The sequence below is a fragment of the Capnocytophaga sp. FDAARGOS_737 genome (assembly GCF_009730375.1).
GTDB lineage: Bacteria > Bacteroidota > Bacteroidia > Flavobacteriales > Flavobacteriaceae > Capnocytophaga > Capnocytophaga leadbetteri.
In genome coordinates this window covers 439,947-460,909 of record NZ_CP046316.1, presented here as the reverse complement: position 1 = coordinate 460,909, position 20,963 = coordinate 439,947, and the positions used below count along the sequence as shown (strand labels likewise).

General features: G+C 38.7%; 17 protein-coding genes. 8 read left to right on the top strand and 9 right to left on the bottom strand.

Features of this window, described 5'->3' with window-relative positions; genetic code table 11:
- Positions 1–20 precede the first annotated feature (20 nt).
- Together FOC45_RS02010 and FOC45_RS02005 are read right to left on the bottom strand one after the other, a co-directional pair.
- Positions 21–1,802, bottom strand: coding sequence for a reverse transcriptase/maturase family protein (locus FOC45_RS02010; protein ID WP_009389321.1), 1,782 nt, complete (start codon positions 1,800–1,802; stop codon positions 21–23).
- 143 nt (positions 1,803–1,945) lie between these two features.
- Positions 1,946–2,968 carry a BT4734/BF3469 family protein gene (locus tag FOC45_RS02005; protein ID WP_009389319.1) on the bottom strand — a complete coding sequence of 341 codons (1,023 nt, stop codon included), beginning with the start codon at positions 2,966–2,968 and terminating at the stop codon, positions 1,946–1,948.
- A 402-nt stretch (positions 2,969–3,370) separates the two neighbouring features.
- On the opposite strand from FOC45_RS02005, the gene FOC45_RS02000 reads away from it, so the two are divergent.
- The 5 genes from FOC45_RS02000 (at position 3,371) to FOC45_RS01980 (ending at position 8,878) form a co-directional block, all read left to right on the top strand.
- Positions 3,371–3,850: a Dps family protein gene (locus FOC45_RS02000; protein WP_009389318.1), complete on the top strand. Its 480-nt coding sequence runs from the start codon at positions 3,371–3,373 to the stop codon at positions 3,848–3,850.
- Positions 3,851–4,127: 277 nt separating this feature from the next.
- Complete coding sequence (locus FOC45_RS01995; protein ID WP_034539854.1) at positions 4,128–5,252, top strand: DUF2931 family protein; 1,125 nt, start codon at positions 4,128–4,130, stop codon at positions 5,250–5,252.
- Between the two features lie 21 nt (positions 5,253–5,273).
- The gene (locus FOC45_RS01990) at positions 5,274–6,125 is read left to right on the top strand and encodes a hypothetical protein (RefSeq protein ID WP_009389315.1); all 852 of its coding nucleotides are present in this window, start codon (positions 5,274–5,276) and stop codon (positions 6,123–6,125) included.
- The gene (locus tag FOC45_RS01985) at positions 6,118–8,406 is read left to right on the top strand and encodes a DUF5682 family protein (protein WP_009389314.1); all 2,289 of its coding nucleotides are present in this window, start codon (positions 6,118–6,120) and stop codon (positions 8,404–8,406) included. The genes FOC45_RS01990 and FOC45_RS01985 overlap by 8 nt, the downstream gene beginning before the upstream one ends.
- A 4-nt stretch (positions 8,407–8,410) precedes the next feature.
- Positions 8,411–8,878, top strand: a complete 468-nt coding sequence (locus FOC45_RS01980) for a DinB family protein (RefSeq protein WP_034540461.1) — start codon at positions 8,411–8,413, stop codon at positions 8,876–8,878.
- Positions 8,879–8,931: 53 nt separating this feature from the next.
- Here the strand turns inward: FOC45_RS01980 and FOC45_RS01975 are convergent, their stop codons facing one another.
- Positions 8,932–10,677 (bottom strand): ABC transporter ATP-binding protein, encoded by a 1,746-nt coding sequence (locus FOC45_RS01975; RefSeq protein ID WP_009389309.1) that lies wholly within the window; start codon positions 10,675–10,677, stop codon positions 8,932–8,934.
- A gap of 127 nt (positions 10,678–10,804) precedes the next feature.
- On the opposite strand from FOC45_RS01975, the gene FOC45_RS01970 reads away from it, so the two are divergent.
- Both FOC45_RS01970 and FOC45_RS01965 read left to right on the top strand, forming a co-directional pair.
- Entirely contained in the window at positions 10,805–12,124 is a 1,320-nt protein-coding gene (locus tag FOC45_RS01970) for a lytic transglycosylase domain-containing protein (RefSeq protein WP_009389308.1), read from the top strand.
- A gap of 48 nt (positions 12,125–12,172) precedes the next feature.
- Positions 12,173–13,039, top strand: a complete 867-nt coding sequence (locus tag FOC45_RS01965; protein ID WP_009389306.1) for a geranylgeranylglycerol-phosphate geranylgeranyltransferase — start codon at positions 12,173–12,175, stop codon at positions 13,037–13,039.
- A 20-nt stretch (positions 13,040–13,059) separates the two neighbouring features.
- Here FOC45_RS01965 and rsgA read toward each other — a convergent pair whose 3' ends face one another.
- The 6 genes from rsgA to FOC45_RS01935 form a co-directional block, all read right to left on the bottom strand.
- On the bottom strand, positions 13,060–13,977 hold the full coding sequence (rsgA, locus tag FOC45_RS01960) for a ribosome small subunit-dependent GTPase A (RefSeq protein WP_009389305.1): 918 nt from the start codon (positions 13,975–13,977) through the stop codon (positions 13,060–13,062).
- Positions 13,978–14,787, bottom strand: a complete 810-nt coding sequence (locus FOC45_RS01955; protein WP_034540463.1) for a hypothetical protein — start codon at positions 14,785–14,787, stop codon at positions 13,978–13,980.
- A gap of 130 nt (positions 14,788–14,917) precedes the next feature.
- Positions 14,918–15,394 (bottom strand): CvpA family protein, encoded by a 477-nt coding sequence (locus FOC45_RS01950; protein ID WP_034540465.1) that lies wholly within the window; start codon positions 15,392–15,394, stop codon positions 14,918–14,920.
- 29 nt (positions 15,395–15,423) lie between these two features.
- On the bottom strand, positions 15,424–17,697 hold the full coding sequence (locus FOC45_RS01945) for a hypothetical protein (protein WP_084063437.1): 2,274 nt from the start codon (positions 17,695–17,697) through the stop codon (positions 15,424–15,426).
- Between the two features lie 403 nt (positions 17,698–18,100).
- Complete coding sequence (locus tag FOC45_RS01940) at positions 18,101–18,694, bottom strand: DUF416 family protein (protein WP_009389298.1); 594 nt, start codon at positions 18,692–18,694, stop codon at positions 18,101–18,103.
- 159 nt (positions 18,695–18,853) lie between these two features.
- On the bottom strand, positions 18,854–19,825 hold the full coding sequence (locus FOC45_RS01935; RefSeq protein WP_034540474.1) for a hypothetical protein: 972 nt from the start codon (positions 19,823–19,825) through the stop codon (positions 18,854–18,856).
- Positions 19,826–20,132: 307 nt separating this feature from the next.
- Here FOC45_RS01935 and FOC45_RS01930 point away from each other — a divergent pair, with 307 nt between their 5' ends.
- The gene (locus tag FOC45_RS01930) at positions 20,133–20,921 is read left to right on the top strand and encodes a tetratricopeptide repeat protein (protein ID WP_009389296.1); all 789 of its coding nucleotides are present in this window, start codon (positions 20,133–20,135) and stop codon (positions 20,919–20,921) included.
- The last annotated feature ends 42 nt before the right edge of the window (positions 20,922–20,963 follow it).

Genomic DNA, 20,963 nt, shown 5'->3' with positions numbered 1-20,963 from the left:
TTTTATACCAAATTGATATTTCATCTTCCTCTTTCCAAAATTTGATAATAATAACTGAAAGGTTTATTATATTTATATGGAAGTCTTCTTGTTTTGCTTTTACTTTTAGACTCCTTTTCATCAATCTCTTTAAATAATCTATAATATAATTTATTTCTATTACGGTCTAGTTCTTTTACTTGCTTTAATGAGTATTTATTGAGTGTTAGCTCTTTAAAGCCATTTTTCCAACATAGATTAGCAGGAACTTTATCATAGTTATACATTTTTACTCTTCCAACAGACATTCCTATCAATCGGTTAATTGCTGATTCAATAACTGTATATTTGGAACATCTTTGTCCTTTACAAACAGCTTTTTTTATTTCTTCAACAATTGTTCTTTGTTTTTTAAGCTCTTTTTGAAGAGATTTTTTTCTAACTCTAACTTCTCCTTTATAATTAATCTCATATCCTACAAAACCTATCCAAGGAAAAGATAATTTATCATTTTCTTCACGTGCCCATAAATAGGAACCTTTGGATTTTCCTTTCCAAAAAGCTTTGTAATTTTTCCTGTTATTTTTTACATTTAGTAAGTCTTCATTTTTTTGAAATAAATGGGGAAATAATTTTAATTCTTTCAAAGTTTTTATATAAACTTCTTTAGATTTTTCGCATTCTTCTTGAGAAGGAGATATAATTATCATATCATCACAAAATCTTGCATAAAAGATATTTTTAAATGTAGCTAGTTTTTTGTCAACCTTATTGAGATAAATATTTGCAATTAACCCTGAAAGAGCACCTCCTTGAGGAACTCCCATCCTCTCTGTATTAATATTAATTTTATAATCTAACAGTTCCTTTTCGTTAATCCAACCAAAAAAACCATTAGGTATTTTATATGATTTCCAATACTCTAATTCTTCTCTTTTAGGAATATCCTTATTAAAGCAAAAACATTCTAAATAATTGTGAAATATATTTATAGCTAAATCTAAATCTAAATTAGGATAGTGTTCTTTAGCCTCTGAAATGAGAGTATTAAATTCTTCTTTTATAATATTATGATTAACTGTATCATAAAATTTTTGCATATCGCATTCTACTATGAATAGTTGTTCATTACTATATTGTTCTTTGTATTTTAGAATGTCTCTTATACAATCGTGATGTGAGAGATTTTTCCCCTCACTATTTTTCTTAATTCTGAAAGCATAAGAAGTATTTTCAAAAGTACTATCAAATAAATAAGTTAAAAACTTATTGACAATACTTAGAACAATTCTATCTTTTAAATTGAACATACATATTGGGCGACATTCATTTTCTTCTTTTTGTATTTTTTCATTTTTTAGTTTAGGAATTACAATAGGAGAAGTTAAAGTATATTTTTTATCTATCAGAATATCTCTAATTTCAGTAACAAACTTAGTTAAATTTAAAAGCCACGTTTCTTGTGAATTGATGTTTTTATAATACTTAATTGTATTTAGTAATGAATAGAAATTTCTGTCAGAAGAATTTTTGAATTCTCTTCTTTTAATAATTTTTCTACTCTCATTGTCTATTATAGGAAGTAAAGGCTCCTTCCATTTTTTTCTTGGGGGAAGTATTTTTTTTAGTTGTTTATCTATCTCAAATTGAAGTTTTTCTAATTCATTTGTAAGTTTAATACTTTGATGATAATTATATTTTGGATTTTTAGTTAAGTAATTTAACAAATGTTTTTTAGACCTACTCTTAGCTAGCTTAACTCTGATTTTACAAATACTTTTTATAATTTCTGTTTCTGATAAAAAATCTTCTATTGGTTTCATAGATAATAAAGGGGGTTCCCGCTATTGATATTGCATACCAAATATTCTGACATAGATATGCCTTATGTCCTATTTTAAGCTCTCAGGCAGTAACTTACCGTTAATGGAGTGATACTTACGACAGTTGTTTTTGTCCGCCGTCTTCAGAACCCCCCTTTATTTTTTTGAGATTTTGTTTTATAACCTTGCTGATTTGCTAAATATATTATCGAGGCAAACGTGATAGAGCCATTTCGTATTTCATAGCAGTCAGTTAAAAAGTTTTCACAATTAATAGAATTGTATTTACCAACATCTAAAGCACTTAATTTGTTAAAATATTTTTTCCCTATGTCAAATGTAAATGAATTAGCTATTCCCATAGCTACTTTATACCAATTGGCATAGCTATAGGTTATACTTTTATTTTTAACTTTAAGATATTTAATTATATTCGACATAGCAGTTCTGTCTTTAGGTTTATTCCTATTTTTAGGATTATATAAAGCATCTCTTTTATTAGAAAATTTCAAAACATAATGTTTTATTTTTTCATCAGTTTTACTACTTTTGTTATCTAATAAATCTTCATCCTCAACTTTGAAAAAAGTAACTTCTTCTTTTAAAACTAACTCTTTATCAGAAGAAATAAAACATAATCGTGTAATATCGCTCCCACTCTTATCAAGTTCTATATTATGTTCTTTTTTAAAATACTCAGATAGTTTTTCGAAAGCAGATTTATGAATTAAGTTTGAATCTTGACTATCAGTATTATAATTTAGAGGTACAATCCCTTTAAAACCTTTATTTGAAGGTGATTTCCAAAAACTAAGTACATAGGGTTCTTTAGCTAATACATCATAAACTCTATCAAGTTCCTCATTATCTAATTTATCTATGTCAATAACAACAATAGGATTATAAGATTGAATATAATCAAGAGTTCTTTTCTTTTTAAATGTTCCTGAAAAGGTAACAGCTGGCAATCTTTTCTTATTGCTATTATAATATTCTATATTTCCCTTTTCAAGTTCATTACGCAATTTTCCTATTACATTTTTATATTCCTCCTTTTTTATGATATTTAACACTTGTTGAATGGATATATTTTTAGTAATCTCTGTCCAAGTGTTTTCTTGAAAGGAAACTTCTACATTTAATATGTTACAAATATTTACATTCATTCTTCAAAAACAAAGTGCAAATATACATCTTTTTGCTAAAAAACAAAATTACTATATTTTCACTAATGTGAGTTTGTTGCTTGTATTTTTGATTTTCGTTAGTAAGACGAGTGGGACAGGTGAGACAAGTGGGACGAGTGGGAGTAGTAGAAGTGGTATTGCATTATTTGCAATGTTTCGATATTTTTGTTGCTGATTTGATAATAGATTTTGTTGAGGCTTCCTGTATTCTTCCTATATCCATTATATATCCTTTCTGTACTGAAGATATAATTGCAGTATTTTTAATAAAGTAGCAAAATGTTTGCTTATTCTAAAATTAGAAATATCTATCGTTATGGCGTTCTTTTCAGCAAAAAATGGCGTACCTTTGCGGCGTAGAATTTTAAAAACAAATATCTTATGAAATTAAATACTTTAGGGCTTAACAAAGCCGATGTTGAAAAAGAAATTGGGCTACTTAACGTGCTCTTAGCTAATTATCAAACTTATTACCAAAACCTTCGCGGAGTGCATTGGAATATCAAAGGAAAACGCTTCTTTGAACTGCACGTGAAGTTCGAAGAACTATACACTACCGCCCAAGAACAAGTTGACGAAATAGCTGAACGTATCCTTACCCTCGGCGGCGTGCCTTTCCATACCCTTGAAAGCTACGTGAAACACGCCTCTGTGCCTGTAGGTGAAAATATCTTTGACGATGAAAAAACCGTTCGCTTAGTAATCGACACCATTAGTGCTTTATTGCCTTTGGAAAGAGAAATCCTTGATTTTTCTGACGAAATTAACGACGAGGGTACTAACTCACTAATGAGCGACTTCATCTCTGGTCAGGAAAAGAACGTGTGGATGCTTAAAGCTTACCTCAACGAAGTAATTTAAGGTTATCAATTCGTCTATATTTTTTAACAATCGAGACTGCCCCCAAAAAGGGCAGTCTATTTTTTTTGGCTGATTGGTATTTTTTTATTACTTTTGCGTATCTGATTATTAACATCCCTCGAGTGCACATACTCCGCTGCGCCAGCTCGCGGACTCCCTTCAAATAAAACATCCCCCTACCCCCCTTCAAAGGGGGAAACGTGGCGGTCAGCATACACGAGCATTAGGACGAGAAAACGTGGCGGTCAGTATAGATGCTATTCAATAAAGGATAATTATGAAAAAGATATTATTATTTTTACTGTTAATCCTGCAGCTCGCTAGCTGTCAAAACCATAATAGCAATAATAAGAATATAAACGAACCTCAATACGATTGGGGCGTAGCGGTGAATGTCCCCATAGGTTACCCTATACGGTTTTACGCTGCTATGGTAGGAGGAACTCCCATTTCAAGAGAGTTCTACACTGAAAAAGAAGAACCCGATTGGGGAAATGCTTATGGATATGAAAGCCACTCAATGGGATACTTGCCTGCAAGTGTAGATATGGTATGGCTTTCTTATAAAGAGGATTGCTTTTATAGACTCAAAACAGCTATTGATTACGAAAAGATAGCAAAACTCTTTAGAGAAGGCTATGAAGAAAGACTGCCTAATGGGGAGGTAAAACACACTACTTATAATACGGTAGTAGTAGGTATAGCTCCTGGCGGGGTAGTAGTATTATGGGCTGGTAACGCCTATTTTAAAATTACTGAAATAGGAAGATACCAAGCTGAGAAAATAGATTTGAAAGAGCCTCCTGGGTTAGATAGTCACCAACGTCTTATATTTAGTAAAGAAGACAGAGAAGAAACTTTAAATAGCGATTTGGCTATTCCTAAAGCAGTACGCGAAGCTAATAAAAACAAGCCCATCCCCTTTGGCTTATGGGATAGTTATAGAAACCATCAGTACCAATGGTTCCCTGTCTATGAAATTCCCAATGGAAAGATGGGTGATGTAGACTATCGCTATTGGAATGGAGAGGCAGGCACTACCTTGTATACCGATTTCGCTTCCTATATGGGTAAAGAAGATTTCTTCTATTTAGAAGAACCTATTCAAAAACGTTCCTTGTTTAAAGAATTAGTCATTTCTTACAAAGCTGAAAGCGGACAAAAATATTTGGCTGAAGTAAGTTTTGATTGGGAAGCAGTAGTAGCTGCTTATCAAAAAGTATTTGGAAAAGAAGTCGATAAAGTAACGGCTCATTTGGATATTCGGATAAATCGCGACAATGATTACCTCACCTTTCAATTGATAGGTGACAATGGCAAACAAACTATTTTAGAACCTAAAGAATTAAAATTTTATAAACTTTCCGATAGGAATATTATAACACCTACTCCTTTAGATTAAAGAGATAAAAAATTAATAAAAATGAAGAGTTTATTTACAATATTCTTTTGTGTGCTTTTTGCGATGGCTGGAGCGCAACCTAAAAATGATTGGCAGGAAGACCAATTGCGCGGCAAGGTAAAATCATTGCGCGCTATCCCCTATAAAGTGAAAGGCGGTGAAGGTACTGCTTTTAGCAAAGGCGAAATTGAAGACGATGACGACCTTGTGGTCTTCAAAATGTCGAATATCTACAATAAATATAAACGCTATAACCCTGAAGGAATGCTCGTAGAAACACGCTTTTTGTTCAAAGACGAAACTATCTATTTGCGCAGTGAGTATTATTACAATCCACAGGGCAAGCTGTTTATGGAAAGGCAGAATTCTGACAAGATAATGTTTGTGTACGACCCACAAGGCTTTTTGGTGAAAGAAGTAACCTATTCGCCAGGGGGCTTTCTTAAATCGCATATTGATTATGAGGTAGATGCGCAAGGACGCAGAGAAAAAGAGACTCATTATATCAGCAATGCGCCTACGGAAAGCACTACTTATCAGTACAACCGCAAAGGGCAGGTAATTGAGAGTATAAAGTATGACAAGGAAGGCAACTTTGTGGAGAAACGCCTTTTTAAATACAACGCCCAAGGCTTGGTGGTGCGCATACGCACTTACAACAAAGACAACCGACTGATAAAAACGAGTGATAAGACCTATAACCCCCAAGGCGATTGCATTCGCTGGGAAGTGCATAATAAAACTACTAAAGTGAAAATCGTTGAGACCTTTCAGTATACCTACGATACTCATAACAACTGGGTGAGTGCCGTGTACTTCGTGAATGGCAGTCCCACCCAAATTATAGAACGAACCCTTGACTATTATGAATAAAATTCACCTTTTTGGTGTACGACACCTTTCGCCTAATGCTGCTACGCATCTGCTGCAATTCTTAGACAAGCACAAACCTAAATGTATCCTCATAGAGGGTCCGGCTGATGCTACTCCGTTAATGCCCCAAATGGCTCAGAAAGGGGTGAAGCCACCTATCGCTATGTTGGGCTATACCACTGAACTGCCTATAGAGACGGTACTCTATCCGTTTGCTTCTTATTCGCCTGAGTACCAAGCTATTTGTTGGGGGGTAAAGAAGAAAGCTACTCTTCGGTTTATAGATTTGCCTTCGGAAAATATGCTAAAACTACGCCAAGAGCAACCCTCGGAAGAAGAGGGCGAAAAGGCAAAGGCTTTCTATACCTATCACAATAGTCTGTACAAGCAATTAGCAGAGCAAATGGGCGAAACGGACTATGAAAATTACTGGGAAAGGCACTTTGAGCATCGGCAAGAAAAGGATAGCTTTGCCCCTACCCTTGCGCTGCAATCGGAAGAAATGCGCAAGATGGTAGTAGATAAGGAATGCGAGGAAGCTCCGTTTGACTTTTCGTACAACCTTATTCGCGAGGCATATATGAAGCGTGAAATAGCGCAGGCTTGCACCGAGTTTAAGCCTGAGGAGATAGTGGTAATCGTGGGGGCTTATCATCTATCGGGTATAGAAAACGACTTGCCTGCGATGACTGATGAGGAGCTGAAGAAGTTGCCTAAAGCCAGCAGTCAGCTTACCCTAATGCCTTATTCGTATTTGCGCCTAAGCAGCCGCACGGGGTATGGAGCGGGCAATATGGCTCCTTATTACTTTGAGCTGATGTGGCAAGCGATGCAGCAAAACACTATGGATAAATTGGCGGCTACTTATCTGACTAAAGTTGCCAAGATATTGCGCTCGCAAGGGCAAAACGCCTCGTCTGCCAGCGTGATAGAGGCGGTGCGCCTTGCCAATGTGCTATCGGCAATGAAAGGGGGTGAATATCCTGTATTGGAAGACCTACACGATGCGGTTATCACTTGCTTTGGCGGTGGTGGATTGGCAGGGGTAGCTGAAGCCATAAACAAGGTAGACATTGGTACGGCTATAGGGGCACTACCTGAAGGGGTAAGCCAAACGCCTGTGCAGGAGGATATGAACCAAGAGCTGAAGCGGCTTAAGCTGACGAACTACAAATCGGCTATAGCTCAAGACCTCAGCCTAGACCTGCGCGAAAATCTGAAAGTAAAAAGCAAAGAAGCTGCCTTTATCGACCTCAATCGCTCTACATTCTTACATCGGCTGACAGTGCTCGGCATTCACTTTGCTACCCAGCAGGGTACGGCTCAGGACAAAGCTTCGTGGGCAGAGAAATGGGTGCTGCAATGGAGTCCGGAGGTAGAAATAGAGATAGTAGAAGCGAACCTAAAAGGGGAAACTTTAGAGATCGCTACTGCTTTTGTACTAAAAGAACAGCTAAGCGAATGTACCGATATATCATTAGTAGCCAAGATTATACGCAAAGCCTGCGAGTGTAGGCTCACGGATATTTTCAGCAACGCACTAAGTACTCTCCAACGGCTATTAGTAGACACTAATAGCTTTGTGGAAACGGCTATGGCTGCGCAAGAGCTATCGGTGCTCATACAATACGGCGACCTAAGACAGTTCAACCTCGAACCGCTGAAGCCTATACTGCAACAGCTCTTTTTGCGCGCTGCCCTCTTGCTGACTGATGCGGCTGCTTGCGATGACAAAGCTGCCAACACTATAGTGCCGGCTATCAACGCTATGGAGTACATAAGTGAGCAACAATACGAGCTGGTAGATGTAGAAACGTGGCACAAAGAGGTAGCGCACGTGGCGTGGCGAGATGACCTGAATAGCAAGCTATCAGGCGTGGCTTTTGCTGTTCTGTTAGAGCACAATTTGGCTACCGAAGAGGAGTGCAGTCGGGAGGTATCGCGGCGGCTTTCTGCTGGCGTTCCTGCTGATTTAGGAGCGGCATGGTTTGAAGGTTTTTCGGGGCGCAACCGCTACGCGCTACTATCGCGCACCATTATATGGCAGGAGTTAGACAACTATGTACGTCAGTTAGACGAAGAACAGTTTTTGCGGTCAGTAGTCTTCTTGCGTCGCGCCTTTGCTGATTTTGAGCCTAACCAAAAAAACAGTATAGCTGAACTATTGGGTGACCTTTGGGGTACTGGTAAAGAGGCTACCGCTGAACGCCTACAAGAGGTGCTGAACGAAACAGAAACCAGCAAATTAGAAGAACTAAACGATTTTGACTTTGATTTTTAAGGATATGAAAGAAGTATTTGCTTTGTACCGAAAATTGCGTGAGCGTCAGTTAAAGTTGCTGAACAGCTTCACGCCTGAAGAGCTCGCCACTATACCAGCGGGTTTTAAGAACAACATATTGTGGAATATCGCCCACTGTGTGGTAACCCAGCAGCTGTATTGCTATGCTAATAGCGACCTGCCGACTTACCTAAGCGATGATTTTATAGCGAAGTACCGCAAAGGCACTGTGCCTGATGGGCATATCCCTACCGCTACCGAGATAGAGGAAGTGCGCAGCCTAATGTTCAGCACTCTTGACCATCTGGAAGCTGACTACGCTAAAGGGATATTTAAGCACTATAACCACTACCTGACAGGCATAGAATACCCTTTGACCAATATTGATGAGGCTATTTACTTCAATATTTCGCACGAAGGAGTGCATTTGGGCAGTGTGTTAGCGTTGAAGTGCGCTATTGCTAAAAAATAAAGACGAAAAATGAAAGACGAGAGCAACACACTCTCGTCTTTCATTTTTCGTCTTTATAAAAACTGTACTTCGTATAGGTTGCGGTAGTAGCCGTTCTCTATTTGTAGCAGCTCGTCGTGAGTGCCTATCTCTACGATATTACCTTTATCGAGTACGATTATCTTATCTGCCTTTTTGACCGTAGTAAGTCGGTGGGCTATGATGATAGAAGTGCGCCCTTCGGTTATCTTTTCGGTAGCCTCTTGTATCAGCTGTTCGGAGTGCGAATCGACTGATGAGGTAGCCTCGTCTAAGATAAGTATTTCCGGACTATGCACATAAGCACGTAAGAAAGCAATAAGCTGTCGTTGCCCTGCTGAGAGCATCGTACCGCGTTCCTTAACATTATAATCATAGCCTTCGGGCAGCTGCATCAGGAAGTCGTGTACGCCTATGCGCTTAGCTGCCTCAACGACCTGCTGGCGAGTAATATCGGGATTACGCAGCGTGATATTGTTGTAAATACTATCAGCAAAGAGGAATACATCTTGTAGCACGGTAGCTATATGTTTGCGCAAAGAGGTAAGGGTGAAGGTGTTGATATTGACGTCATCTATATAAATAGCCCCTGCGGTAAGGTCGTAGAAACGATTCAGCAGGTTGGTAATAGTAGTTTTACCAGCCCCCGTAGCCCCTACTATCGCTACTGTCTCGCCATGTTTTACTTCAAAAGTAATTCCGTGCAAAATCTCTTCACCAGCTATATATTCAAAATGAACATTTTCAAAACGGATAGAGTTCTTTACCTGAGTAAGTTCTTTCGTACCTTGTTTTTCGGTATCGGCATCGGTATCGAGGATAGCAAACACACGTTCTGAAGCGATGACCCCCATCTGTAGGGCGTTAAACTTATCGGCTATATGTCTGAGCGGGCGGAAAAGTTGTTGTGAGAGCTGAATGAATAGGAAGATATTCCCTAAGTCGTACACGCTATTATTTACCAACTCTCTACCGCCAAACCAGACGATGAGCGCAATGGTAATAGAGATACCCAAATCGCCAATAGGGAAGAAAATAGAGTTATACCAAATGGTTTTCAGCCACGCTTGTTTGTGCTTTTCGTTTATCTTTTTGAAACGGTCGAGTTCTTCTTTCTCTTGAGCAAACAACTGCAATACCTTAATGCCCGAGATACGCTCTTGCACAAAAGAATTGAGGTTAGCTACCTGGTGACGGACTTCAACAAAAGCGGCCTTCATAGAGCGCTGAAACCAACGGGTAAAATAGAGTATCAACGGCATAGTAGCATAGCTGATAAGGGCTAATTTCCAGTCGATTACAAACATTACTATGGTAATGACCAACATTTTGAGCAGGTCGCTTGCCATCTCGAAGAGTCCTGAACTAAATATCTCGCCTATACGCTCCATATCGTTTACGGCACGAGTAACGAGCACCCCTATAGACGACTTATCGAAATAGCGCATCTTTGCCCATAGCAAGTGGTCGAACAGGCGCTGGCGGATGTCGCGTATTACTGTCTGTCCCAACCAGTTAGAGAAGTATGAAAAGAGGAATTGCATTAGTACCTCAGCCAATAGTAGCCCCACCAAAACGTAGGTAATGAGTACTAACCCATCATAGTTTTTGGGAGTGATATAGCTATCAATAGCAACTTTGATAAGGTAAGGCTGAGCTGTAGAGAAGATAGACGATAGCACCGCAAAGAGTGCTACCGCTACAAAAGTACCCCTATAAGGTTTAACAAAATAAGAAAGTTGTCGGAAGGTATGTTTGGTACGAATATTGTGTTCTGCCATTGTTGTAGTGCGTTTGTACGGGGCAAAGATACGGATAATTAGTGAATTTTTTTGTGCCTTTCTATTTTTTTTACTATCTTTGTCGCCTTACAACGTAACACTTAAGAAAAACAATCTCTTTTAGAATATGCAATTTAGAAAATATACACTCGGAACATTTATGTGCTTTATGATGGGCGTACTTGCCCCTCAAGCCCAAAATACTACTCCTAAAGACACTATTAAAACAATATTGCCTGCTAATAAACACGAAGCCCTCAATAAGCTAAACGACAACCCTAAAGCTAAAAAATACGATGAGAAATGGCTGAAAGAGCTCTCTAATTCAGACCTTTTCTTTCAGATGAGCGAAGATATTGCTTCTGAACCTACTAACGTAGATTATGGCGAACTACCTACTGAAGTGCTTAAAGAACGCCTTGAGAAACTCAATGAAAAAAGTCTCTTCAACATAGAGTACAACCCTGTTTTAGAACAGGTTATCAAATCATTCCTCAAAAACCGCCGCTCGTCATTAGAACGCCTGATGAGCCTTAGCGATTACTACTTCCCGATGTTTGAGCAGGAAATGAGCAACCAGAAAATTCCTTTAGAAATTAAATATTTGGCTATAATTGAATCGGCATTAAACCCTAAAGCTCGTTCGCATGCAGGAGCTACCGGTTTATGGCAGTTTATGTACGCTACTGGCAAAAGCTACGGCTTAGAGGTCAATAACTACGTAGATGAACGCAGCGACCCCATTAGAGCTACTAAGGCGGCTGCTAAATACCTGAACGAACTTTACAAAATCTTTGGCGATTGGGATTTAGTGCTCGCCGCTTATAACTCTGGTCCTGGTAACGTAACTAAAGCGATACGCCGCTCAGGAGGCAAGACTAACTATTGGAATTTGCGTCCTTACTTGCCTAAAGAGACCGCCGGCTATGTGCCTGCTTTCTTGGCTACGCTCTACATATTTGAATATGCTAAAGAACACGGTTTCAAACCTCAAAAGCGTGCTAACCATTTATTTGAGACTGACACTATACGCGTAAAACAAGCGGTACCATTTAAAGATATAGCTGAGATTACGGGTATGGATGTGCAAGATATACAGTTTTTTAACCCTTCTTACCAGCTTGATATAGTGCCTTACGTAGAAGGACGCAACTATGCTATACGCCTGCCAATATCGGAGATAGGAAAATTTGTAGCGAACGAAGAAGCTATCTACTCTTACCTAAATGAAGAAAAAGCTAAACGCGAAAAACCACTGCCTGAAGTGATGAAAGGCGACCAATATTCAGCCAAAGCTGGTAATAAAGTAGTCTATACCGTTAAGAAAGGTGATAATCTTGGTAAGATTGCTAGCCGCAACGGGGTGAGTATCTCTAACCTCAAACGATGGAACCGTATCAAAGGTAAAAACGTAAGAGTAGGACAACGACTTATTATTTATAAATAAAACTTTCATAAAGAGTCCGAAAGATTTTCGGGCTCTTTTTTTTGTATAATGAAAAAAACTACTTTATTAAAACTTCTAAGCTTATTTTCGGCAGTGAGGGGCTATAATATTATGATGGTATGTTTAGCTCAGTATCTGGCGGGTATCTTTGTGCTATCGCAACGCCCTTATAAAGAGGTACTTTTTGACGAATCGCTATTTATGCTCGTATTCTCAGGAGCTTTAGCCATAGCTGGTGGTTATATCATCAATGGGTTTTACGACCAAGAAAAAGACCTCATCAACAAACCTATGAAAACGATGATTGACCTCTTAGTAAGTCAAAACACACGGCTCACCCTTTATTTCTTGCTTAACCTCTTATCGGTGATAGTAGCCAGCTACGTATCTTTCAGGGCTGTACTCTTCTTTTCGCTCTATATCTTTGCTCTTTGGCTCTACTCACATCGCATAAAAAAAATAGCCTTCTGGGGCAACCTTAGTTCCGCCAGCTTGGCTATTATTCCTTTTTTTGCAGTATTTGTGTATTATCGCAATTTTGACCACAGTATCTTTCTACACGCTATACTTATTTATTTGCTCGTACTTACCAAAGATTTTGTAAAGGACTTAGAAAATATCAAAGGCGATTTAGTACATAATTATGCTACTATACCCGTAGTGTATGGGGAGCGTTTTGCTAAATGGCTTATCACCCTTAGCGTATTGCTGTGTAGCCTACCTGTATACCTACTGCTCAATTATTTCAGTATTGGTTGGTTAGGATACTTCTTACAATTTATGATGGGCTACTTATGCCTCTTTCTCCTTTTCTTATGGCTAAGCCATACCCAACCTCGCTATGCCCTACTTCACAATATGATAAAACTCATCTTAGTAACAGGCGTATTAGCTACTGCTACCATTAATAATTGACAAATCAGCAAATCAACTAATTATCTATCTTCTTCGCCGTTAAGTATCTGCAGATAGCTCTTATAGCGCGACCAAGCAATAGTACCCTCCTCTAAAGCCTCTTTAATAGCACACTGGGGTTCATCAGTATGGAGGCAATTATGAAACTTGCAATGGTGCTTAAGAGCAAAAAACTCAGGAAAATAATCGGTCAGTTCTTCTTTCTCTATCTCTACCATACCAAAGCCTCTAATACCAGGGGTATCGATGATACGCGCCCCATTAGGTAGGTCGAACATCTCAGCAAAGGTAGTAGTGTGCTGCCCTTGTAGGTGCTGCTCGCTTATCGCGGCTGTCTTAAGGTGCAGCTCTGGGTCTATTGCATTGATAAGAGTCGACTTACCTGACCCCGAATGCCCCGATACCACACAGGTTTTACCCTCCATTGCTGTCATTACCTTATCTACATTCTTACCTGTAGCCGCCGAAATGCCTATACACTCATAGCCTGCTTGGCGGTATAGCTGGGCGAGGAACTTCACTTCGTCAATCTCTTCTGCGTTATAAGTGTCTATCTTGTTAAAAAGCAGTATCGTCTTGATACCATACGCCTCAGCCGTCACTAAAAAACGGTCTATAAAGGTAGTAGAGGTCAGCGGATTATTGAGTGTCACTACTAAAAAAGCAAGATCTATATTCGAGGCAATAATATGCGTTTGCTTCGATAGGTTTACCGAGCGGCGTATGATGTAGTTATCGCGAGGTTTAATTTCGGTAATAATACCTTTAGTCCCCTCTTCTACCTCAAAAGTCACCCTATCGCCTACCGCTATCGGATTCGTATTTTTAATACCTTTCAGCCTAAAACGCCCTTTGATGCGGCAATCATACGCCGCCCCTGTAGCTATATCTTTCACTACATACCAGCTACCTGTCGATTTATATACCAATCCTTCCATTTAATTATATACTACTGAAGTAGTTTCAGGCTTTTTCAAGTCGATGCGGAAAATATGTTTAGGGTCTTTAGCGTCTACTTTCCCGTTATTATTACTATCTAAGTAAGCGTATACAAATAGTAGGTCATTCACATAATCGTAGTCAGAACCCACTACCCCGTAATTCTTCTCTATAAGCGCACGTACTAGCTTACCGTCTAAGCTAAAGAGGTAAAAGCGACGTAAATCATCGCGATTTATATAGCCGTCTTTGTTAGTATCCTCATCATAGCAAGACACCATATAATATTGGCGTTTTACGGGTTTGTTAGCCAACACATCCGTTAGCGGTGAGGGGTAGTAAAAGTTTTTTATCCTCACAGGTTGTTCAAACAGCATTTTGCGTTCGCCAGTGGTATTGTTGGTTATTAAGATATTCATCAGGTCATCACCATAGATAGCTTCAAAGCCGGCTACTATATTGTTGTGCATATTGTAGTAGTCAGCCTTATTGCGTAGTTCTTCATAATCGTTCTCATTCCTATACGACAGCTCATTATACTCTATATCGTTTGTATAGGGGGAGCCGTCATCATCATAGCGCACTTTTAGCATAGGCAGCAAAGCGTACTGAGGGTACCCCGTAAAAATCACTCTTAATGGTCGTAGAGTAAGCTCAGCATTGTTAGCTTTTAGGATGCTGTCGTTCTCCGCAGGGTCTATGGGATAGACATCGACATAACGGTCTTTATCATATACATCAGCCGCTGTTTTTCTCTCGCAGCTTACCCACAAAAGACCTGATAATAATAAGAGAAATGTTCTTTTCATTGTATTTAATTTTTTATAGTTATAGTTTCTAATTAATTTTTTTCTACTGTAAAAATTCTTTGCTAATTGACAAATTGACAAATCGACAAATCGGCAAATCGACAAATCGACAAATCGGCAAATCGGCAAATTAAAATACATTAGCATACACTACGGCACTGATACTCTTCACAGGCTCGTACAAGACTGATTCGCTAAGAGCTGAGGGCGATAACCATTTTTCTGTCTGAAAAGTGCGCTCTAAAAACACAAATAGCGACCCAACTATTACCGCTGCCTTTAGCGCTCCAAAGAGAGCCCCTGCCAAGCGATTCAAAAATCCTAACTCAGCCGCTTTTAGCATTTTGGTAAGCACTTTAGCCAAAAACATCACTGCCAACATCAGCACTATCAGCGTGATTCCAAAAGCCACGACCTCTATCGTTTGTTGGCTGCTGGGCATCAGTTCACCCAACAGACGAGCCGTAAAAAACGAAAAGTGTATCGCCCCATAGATACCTACTACTATGGCTAATAAAGATGCCATCTCAATAATGAGACCGCGCATAAAGCCTCGTACCAGTCCGAAGCCTAAGATTACTAATAATAGAATGTCTATCTTGTTCAATTTTGAATTTTTAAGTTATAAATTATAATTTATTTTACGGTTTTTCTAAAGTACTCACACTCGTTTAGCACCTCTTTGTAGTACTTAGTGTGCGGATATTTCCGCAGTTCTTTAAAGCCTTTCCAGTCTTTAAACATAACATCATCATAGTTAGCCCCATCCCTATTTTTGTAAAAATAAGCTTGGTTGTAAAACTCATTGCGCTCTGTTTTGGCAATCAGATAGGCTATTTTGGCTCTTTGCTCGTCGTTAGTAGCGTGTTTTTGAGCCAAAAGGTAATACTGCTTCGCCTTATCCATACCGAGTAGCAACACTCGGTTTTCGTCTTTTACTCTCAGCGAACCCGCTTCTCCCAGAATATTATTGTAGTAAAAAGCGCGCAAACTACCGTAGTAAGAAGCGTTGTAAAACGCATTCCCTACCAAGAGAGCATTGTTATATACGTCGTCATTTTGCGCTATTTTCGCCTCCATCTCCTTCACTTTTTCTAAGAAAGAGAGCTTAGTATAGGGGTTTCGCTGTTTTTTAGCGTGTTCGCAGTCGTGGCAATCGGTTATAAAGCCATTAAACGGATTAGCAGGCAATAACGCATCACTCTTTTTCAGTCTCTTAGTTACCATTCTGCCTGTCTCTTCATCATATACCCTTTCATTTACATAAGGCGTTTGCTTCATTTGGGCAATCGCCTCGTCTATAGCATCGCGATAGAAAGCATAAATAGCGCGACTCTCATAAATATCACCTAAGTTAAAAGCGTAGTAGTTAGCCCAATGCTGCTCCCATTCGCTCTTGTCTGTTTTTAGCAAAAACTGCTCCATCGCTACCGACTGCTGCTCATTTTTGTAGTAATTAGCTTGAAAGTTGAGCAACTCACTCATCAGTATATTGCCTTTCTCGTGGTATAGTGCCGCCAAGTATTGCCTTACCAAAGCAAAGGCATTACCACTGCGCAACTTTCCTTTTTCGTTGTCGTTAGCATCCTCAAAATAGTGCCACAACCATTGCACACGCTTCAACAGTCGTTTTTCTACTTCTTTGTCAATAGTCTTACAGCTTGTTACCTCATTTAGCACATCTATAATTCTTATTTGCGCTTGTTGTTCTGGCGTTTTAGCCTCTTTTTCTGCCTTTTGTAGGAATGCCTTAGCCCGTGCATTCTCACCCTTATACATCAGCAGATAGCCCGCTGCTACATTCCATAAGTACTTGTTTTTCACTGCAGTATGCTCTGCCGCATTAACGAGCCAATCTATAGCGAGGCCACTCATCTCCTTCTTATTGTGCTGGTGATAGGTAGCTGTTTGCTTCAGCGGATTGTCTTCATTCCATACATTTACCTTGTATTCTACGCCATTCACATAGCGCGATAGCAAAAAGTCCACCTCTTCCGAAGCCGGATTTATAGCCAAAATACGCTGTATAGCCTCTGCCTCGTCTTTGTCATAATACCCTTGCATAGCCCACAGAGCGCATTGCTCCTGAGCGGATAGACTTGGCAATATGCTGTTCATTTGCGCATTGGTAAGCGGGTGGTAATCGTAAGTGAGCATCTGGGCTTTGTCAGGCATACCTACCCACACCTTGGCAAGAGTAGCATTGGCATTAGCGTATTGCTTTTGGGCTTTGTAGGCACCTGCCACATAGTACAAAGCGCGGTAATACAAACGGTTTTTAGGTTGTGCGTCTTGGGTTTTAGCAAAATAGTCTATCACACTGCTTCTGTTAGCCGAATAGAAACGCAAACGAACCGACTGAAACCACATCCGGTTAGCAAAGAAAGCATCTTTTTGCTTCAAAGCTTGTGCGTATAGCTTGTCTGCTTTGCTTATTTCAGTTTGAGCAATGCGCTCAGCCTGCTTACTTTCGTCGTAATTCCAAGGGTCGAAGTGAGTCGCCGTAATAGGCTCATTATTGCGAGCTATCTGTAAAAAAGCGAAAAAATTCTGCACTCGCTCATTTTTATTAGCTTTAAGTGTTTGCAAAGACGGACTCTCACCATACATCAGCGCATATATAGTATTAGTAGGGAGTTGAGTTCTCAAATAGGCATTCCAGTCAGCTACGTCATTTCGGCTGTAGTCACGGCTACTGGCATCGATATACTGCCCGTTGTAGAAAGCGTTTTCAGTATCGAAGAAAAGAGGTTGGTAATTAGCATTATTCACCGTCACTTCAGGTGAAAACACCGAGCCGTACTCGCGCCATTCAGGCTCGAATATACAAGCGTAAAGGTACATCCCTGCACTAAGTACGCAGGCTACACAAGCCGTAATAATAATTGTTTTTTTTCTTAATAGTTTCATATCCTTATTTATCTTCATAATGCCCATAAGCTGATAATATTATTTGTAAAGCATATTTATAAGTTCTTGTTTTGAAGCCTTTGTTTTTTTACTAGCCCTTGCTTCGTCTATCATCGAAGCTGTTTAAACTTATTTCTGAAGCAGTTTAAACTTTTTTAGAGAAATAAAAGTTCCCGAAAATTAGTCAATTTGTGTGTTGCAAAAAAAGAACACCAAAATTCAGCAACTTTATGCAAAGATACAATAAATAATTGGATTATTACCTTTTTAAGTGTAAAAAAGAAGATTTAGCTTTAATAATGGAGAGCAACCAGATATTTATTTTCTTGATATAACTTAGATTGGAATGCTCTTATTAGGGTTTATCTTCAAGTTCCTCAAAAAAGTTTAAACAGGTTTATAGTTATCTGCCTTTTAAATGTTCTATTGGTAGAATCTCATCAAATGGTATTTTATTTGTAATAGCATCATTTTTTACTTTTTGAATAAAATCTTTGTTAATTTTGTTTGTTTCAATTCTTTGGATTATAGATAACTGTCTATTAATTTCATCTTTGATAAACATATTGTTATCTAAAATATATTCTATTTCGTCTGTTATTATTTTTATATTGTTTGATTTAATTAGAATTATTTGTTGAATTATATCATAAACATAATAAAAAGTAGTAAAAGATTTATTCTTTCTATTAATTACACAATTATAAGTAGTATCTAAGCAGATAATCATATTTAGAGCAATAACATTATCTTGTTCAGTCAGAAATAAACTCTCTAAATTTTCTAATTTATTTTCTATTGATAAGTCTCTCACATTATTATATAGGAAGTTCCATAAATAGTTTTTCATTCTGAATAAAATGTTAATAGTTTCTAACCTAAAGAAGCTTTTATTAAACAAAGAGAACATTCTCTCTGTGTTCCAAAGAGAATATAAAGTATATTCATTATAAGACATTTCATCAATTTTCTCTTTTTTTATATCTTCAAATACCATAGAGGATAATTTTAATGATTATGTTTCTCAACTTTTATATCGAAGCAGTTTAAACTTTTCAAATAAAAGTTCCCGAAAATTAGTAATTTTGTGTTTGAGAAAAAAAGAACACCAAAATTCAGGAACTTTGGGCAAAGATACAATAAATAATTGGATTATTTACTCACTCAAATTTGCCCCTACAAACCATATAACCCTCCTGATAGGTTCAGAAGAGTGTTCTCTAAGGTCTGCTAACATTTCTTTGCGCTGAGCATCACTCACTTCTTCTATTTTTATCAGGTCGCCAGCTTGCCAAACCCGCCCTTTGTAATAGGTTTGTTCAGCCACCTTATAAATATCAGGGTCATCCGTGCGTACTAAGGTGCTGATAGCCTGTGCCTCGGCGTGCGTAAGTCCCCCTACCAAATTAAGCACCTGACCATCAGCCGAATGCACACCCCAAGCAAACATCGGCAGAGCAATATCAAGAGGAAGCGGGTACTCTCTAAGCTTGCCTAAATAACGCAAAGCGGTCGAGCGGTCATAGATAGAGTTAGCCCCCGTAGCGGTGATGCGCCCCATATTGTAGTACATCAGCACCCCATAATCCACCGGCGGCACGCCCGTTTCCTCTCTGTACTTCACTTGGTGTAAGCGTATAGTGGCAGAAAGCTGATAAGGATACTCCTTCTTAAACGCCTCCAACATACTGAAATACGCTTGTTTAGTAGAAAGCGACCAATCACAATCAAACTGCACCTCATTAACCCTAAGGCGGTAATACCTATTGATTTGCTCAATATAATCACCTAATTTATGCGCCAGCGTACTTATATAGGTAGAGTTTCCTTCGGTAAGTTCAGGGTTAAAAATCTCATTTTTAAGATAGACAACCGGTATAACCGTCTTGCCTTGTACGCTAAGGGTATCAATATCTACAGGTGCGATGGGGACGGGTGCATTGTCGCGCAACCCCACATCGCAATAGCGAATATAAAGGCGTTCTATCCGGTTATTCTTCACAAAATCAGCTTCTTCAGCCGAAAATTGCACCTGTGTTTTCCAGCAATACAGAGCCTGCTCAGGCGGAGTATCCTCATAACTACAAGCCCCTAACAATACTAATAATAGGTATAGATATTTTTTCATAAGGGCAAAGATAGTTAAATTTTCCAATTTATAAAATTGCCAATTTATCAACTCTCTCATCATTTCATTACCAAATCAGCAAATAGATTAAGGGTACAGAAAGAATATACAATGAATACAGGAAGAATATAGAATACCTAAGGAATCTCTTTTGTCAAATTAGCAACCAAAACAGCAAAACGCTGCAAATAATGCAAATCTACAAATCGGCAAATTGACAAATTAGCAAATTGGCAAATCAAAAAAAAATAATTTTGCTATTTAAAATAATTGTTGTACCTTTGCCGAACTTTAATGAAAATTATATATGGCAATTTACAAAAAGAACAACAACCGACCTAATAGACACAAAGACACCGAGCTCTTAGAAGAAGCTCACGAAGCTCATTTACACCAAGAAAGTACTACCGCCGAAGTGTTTGACGCCCTCGATGCTGGCGCTAACCGCACCGAAGATTGGGTACGCAAAAACCAAAAGCCTATTATCATCACTCTCGTAGCTATCGCTGTGGTAGGATTAGGCTATTTGCTATACCAACAGTTCGTAAAGGCTCCTAATGAAAAGAATGCCGCTAACGAACTCTTCTTCGCGCAACAAGTCTTCGATGAGGCTATGGAAGCTACCGATGCTAAAGCTAAAGATTCACTCTTTAGAGTATCCATCAAAGGCGGTGGAGGTAAGTACGGATTTGAGCAAATAGTTCAAAACTACAGCGGTACCAAAGCGGCTAATTTAGCTGAGTACAGTATGGGTATGGCGTATATGCGTTTAGGCGATTACACCAATGCTATCAACCACCTAAAGCAATTCGATGCTTCTGACGACATCTTTGGCGCTTTAGCCTATGGCAATATCGGCGATGCTTACCTACAACAGAAAAATCCTGCCGAGGCGCTTAATTACTACGTGAAAGCCTTCGAATACAGCAAAAACGACTTTATCACGCCTATATACCTCAAAAAAGCTGGTATCGTAGCTACCCTTCAAGGCAAAAAAGACGATGCACTGAAGTATTATGAGCGTATCAAAGATGAATTTCCTACTTCAGAAGAAGCGCGCACCGTCGATATCCTTATCGGAAAAATAAGCTATTAATAATATACATCAGATAATAAGAAAGCAGGTAACAGGTAAGCA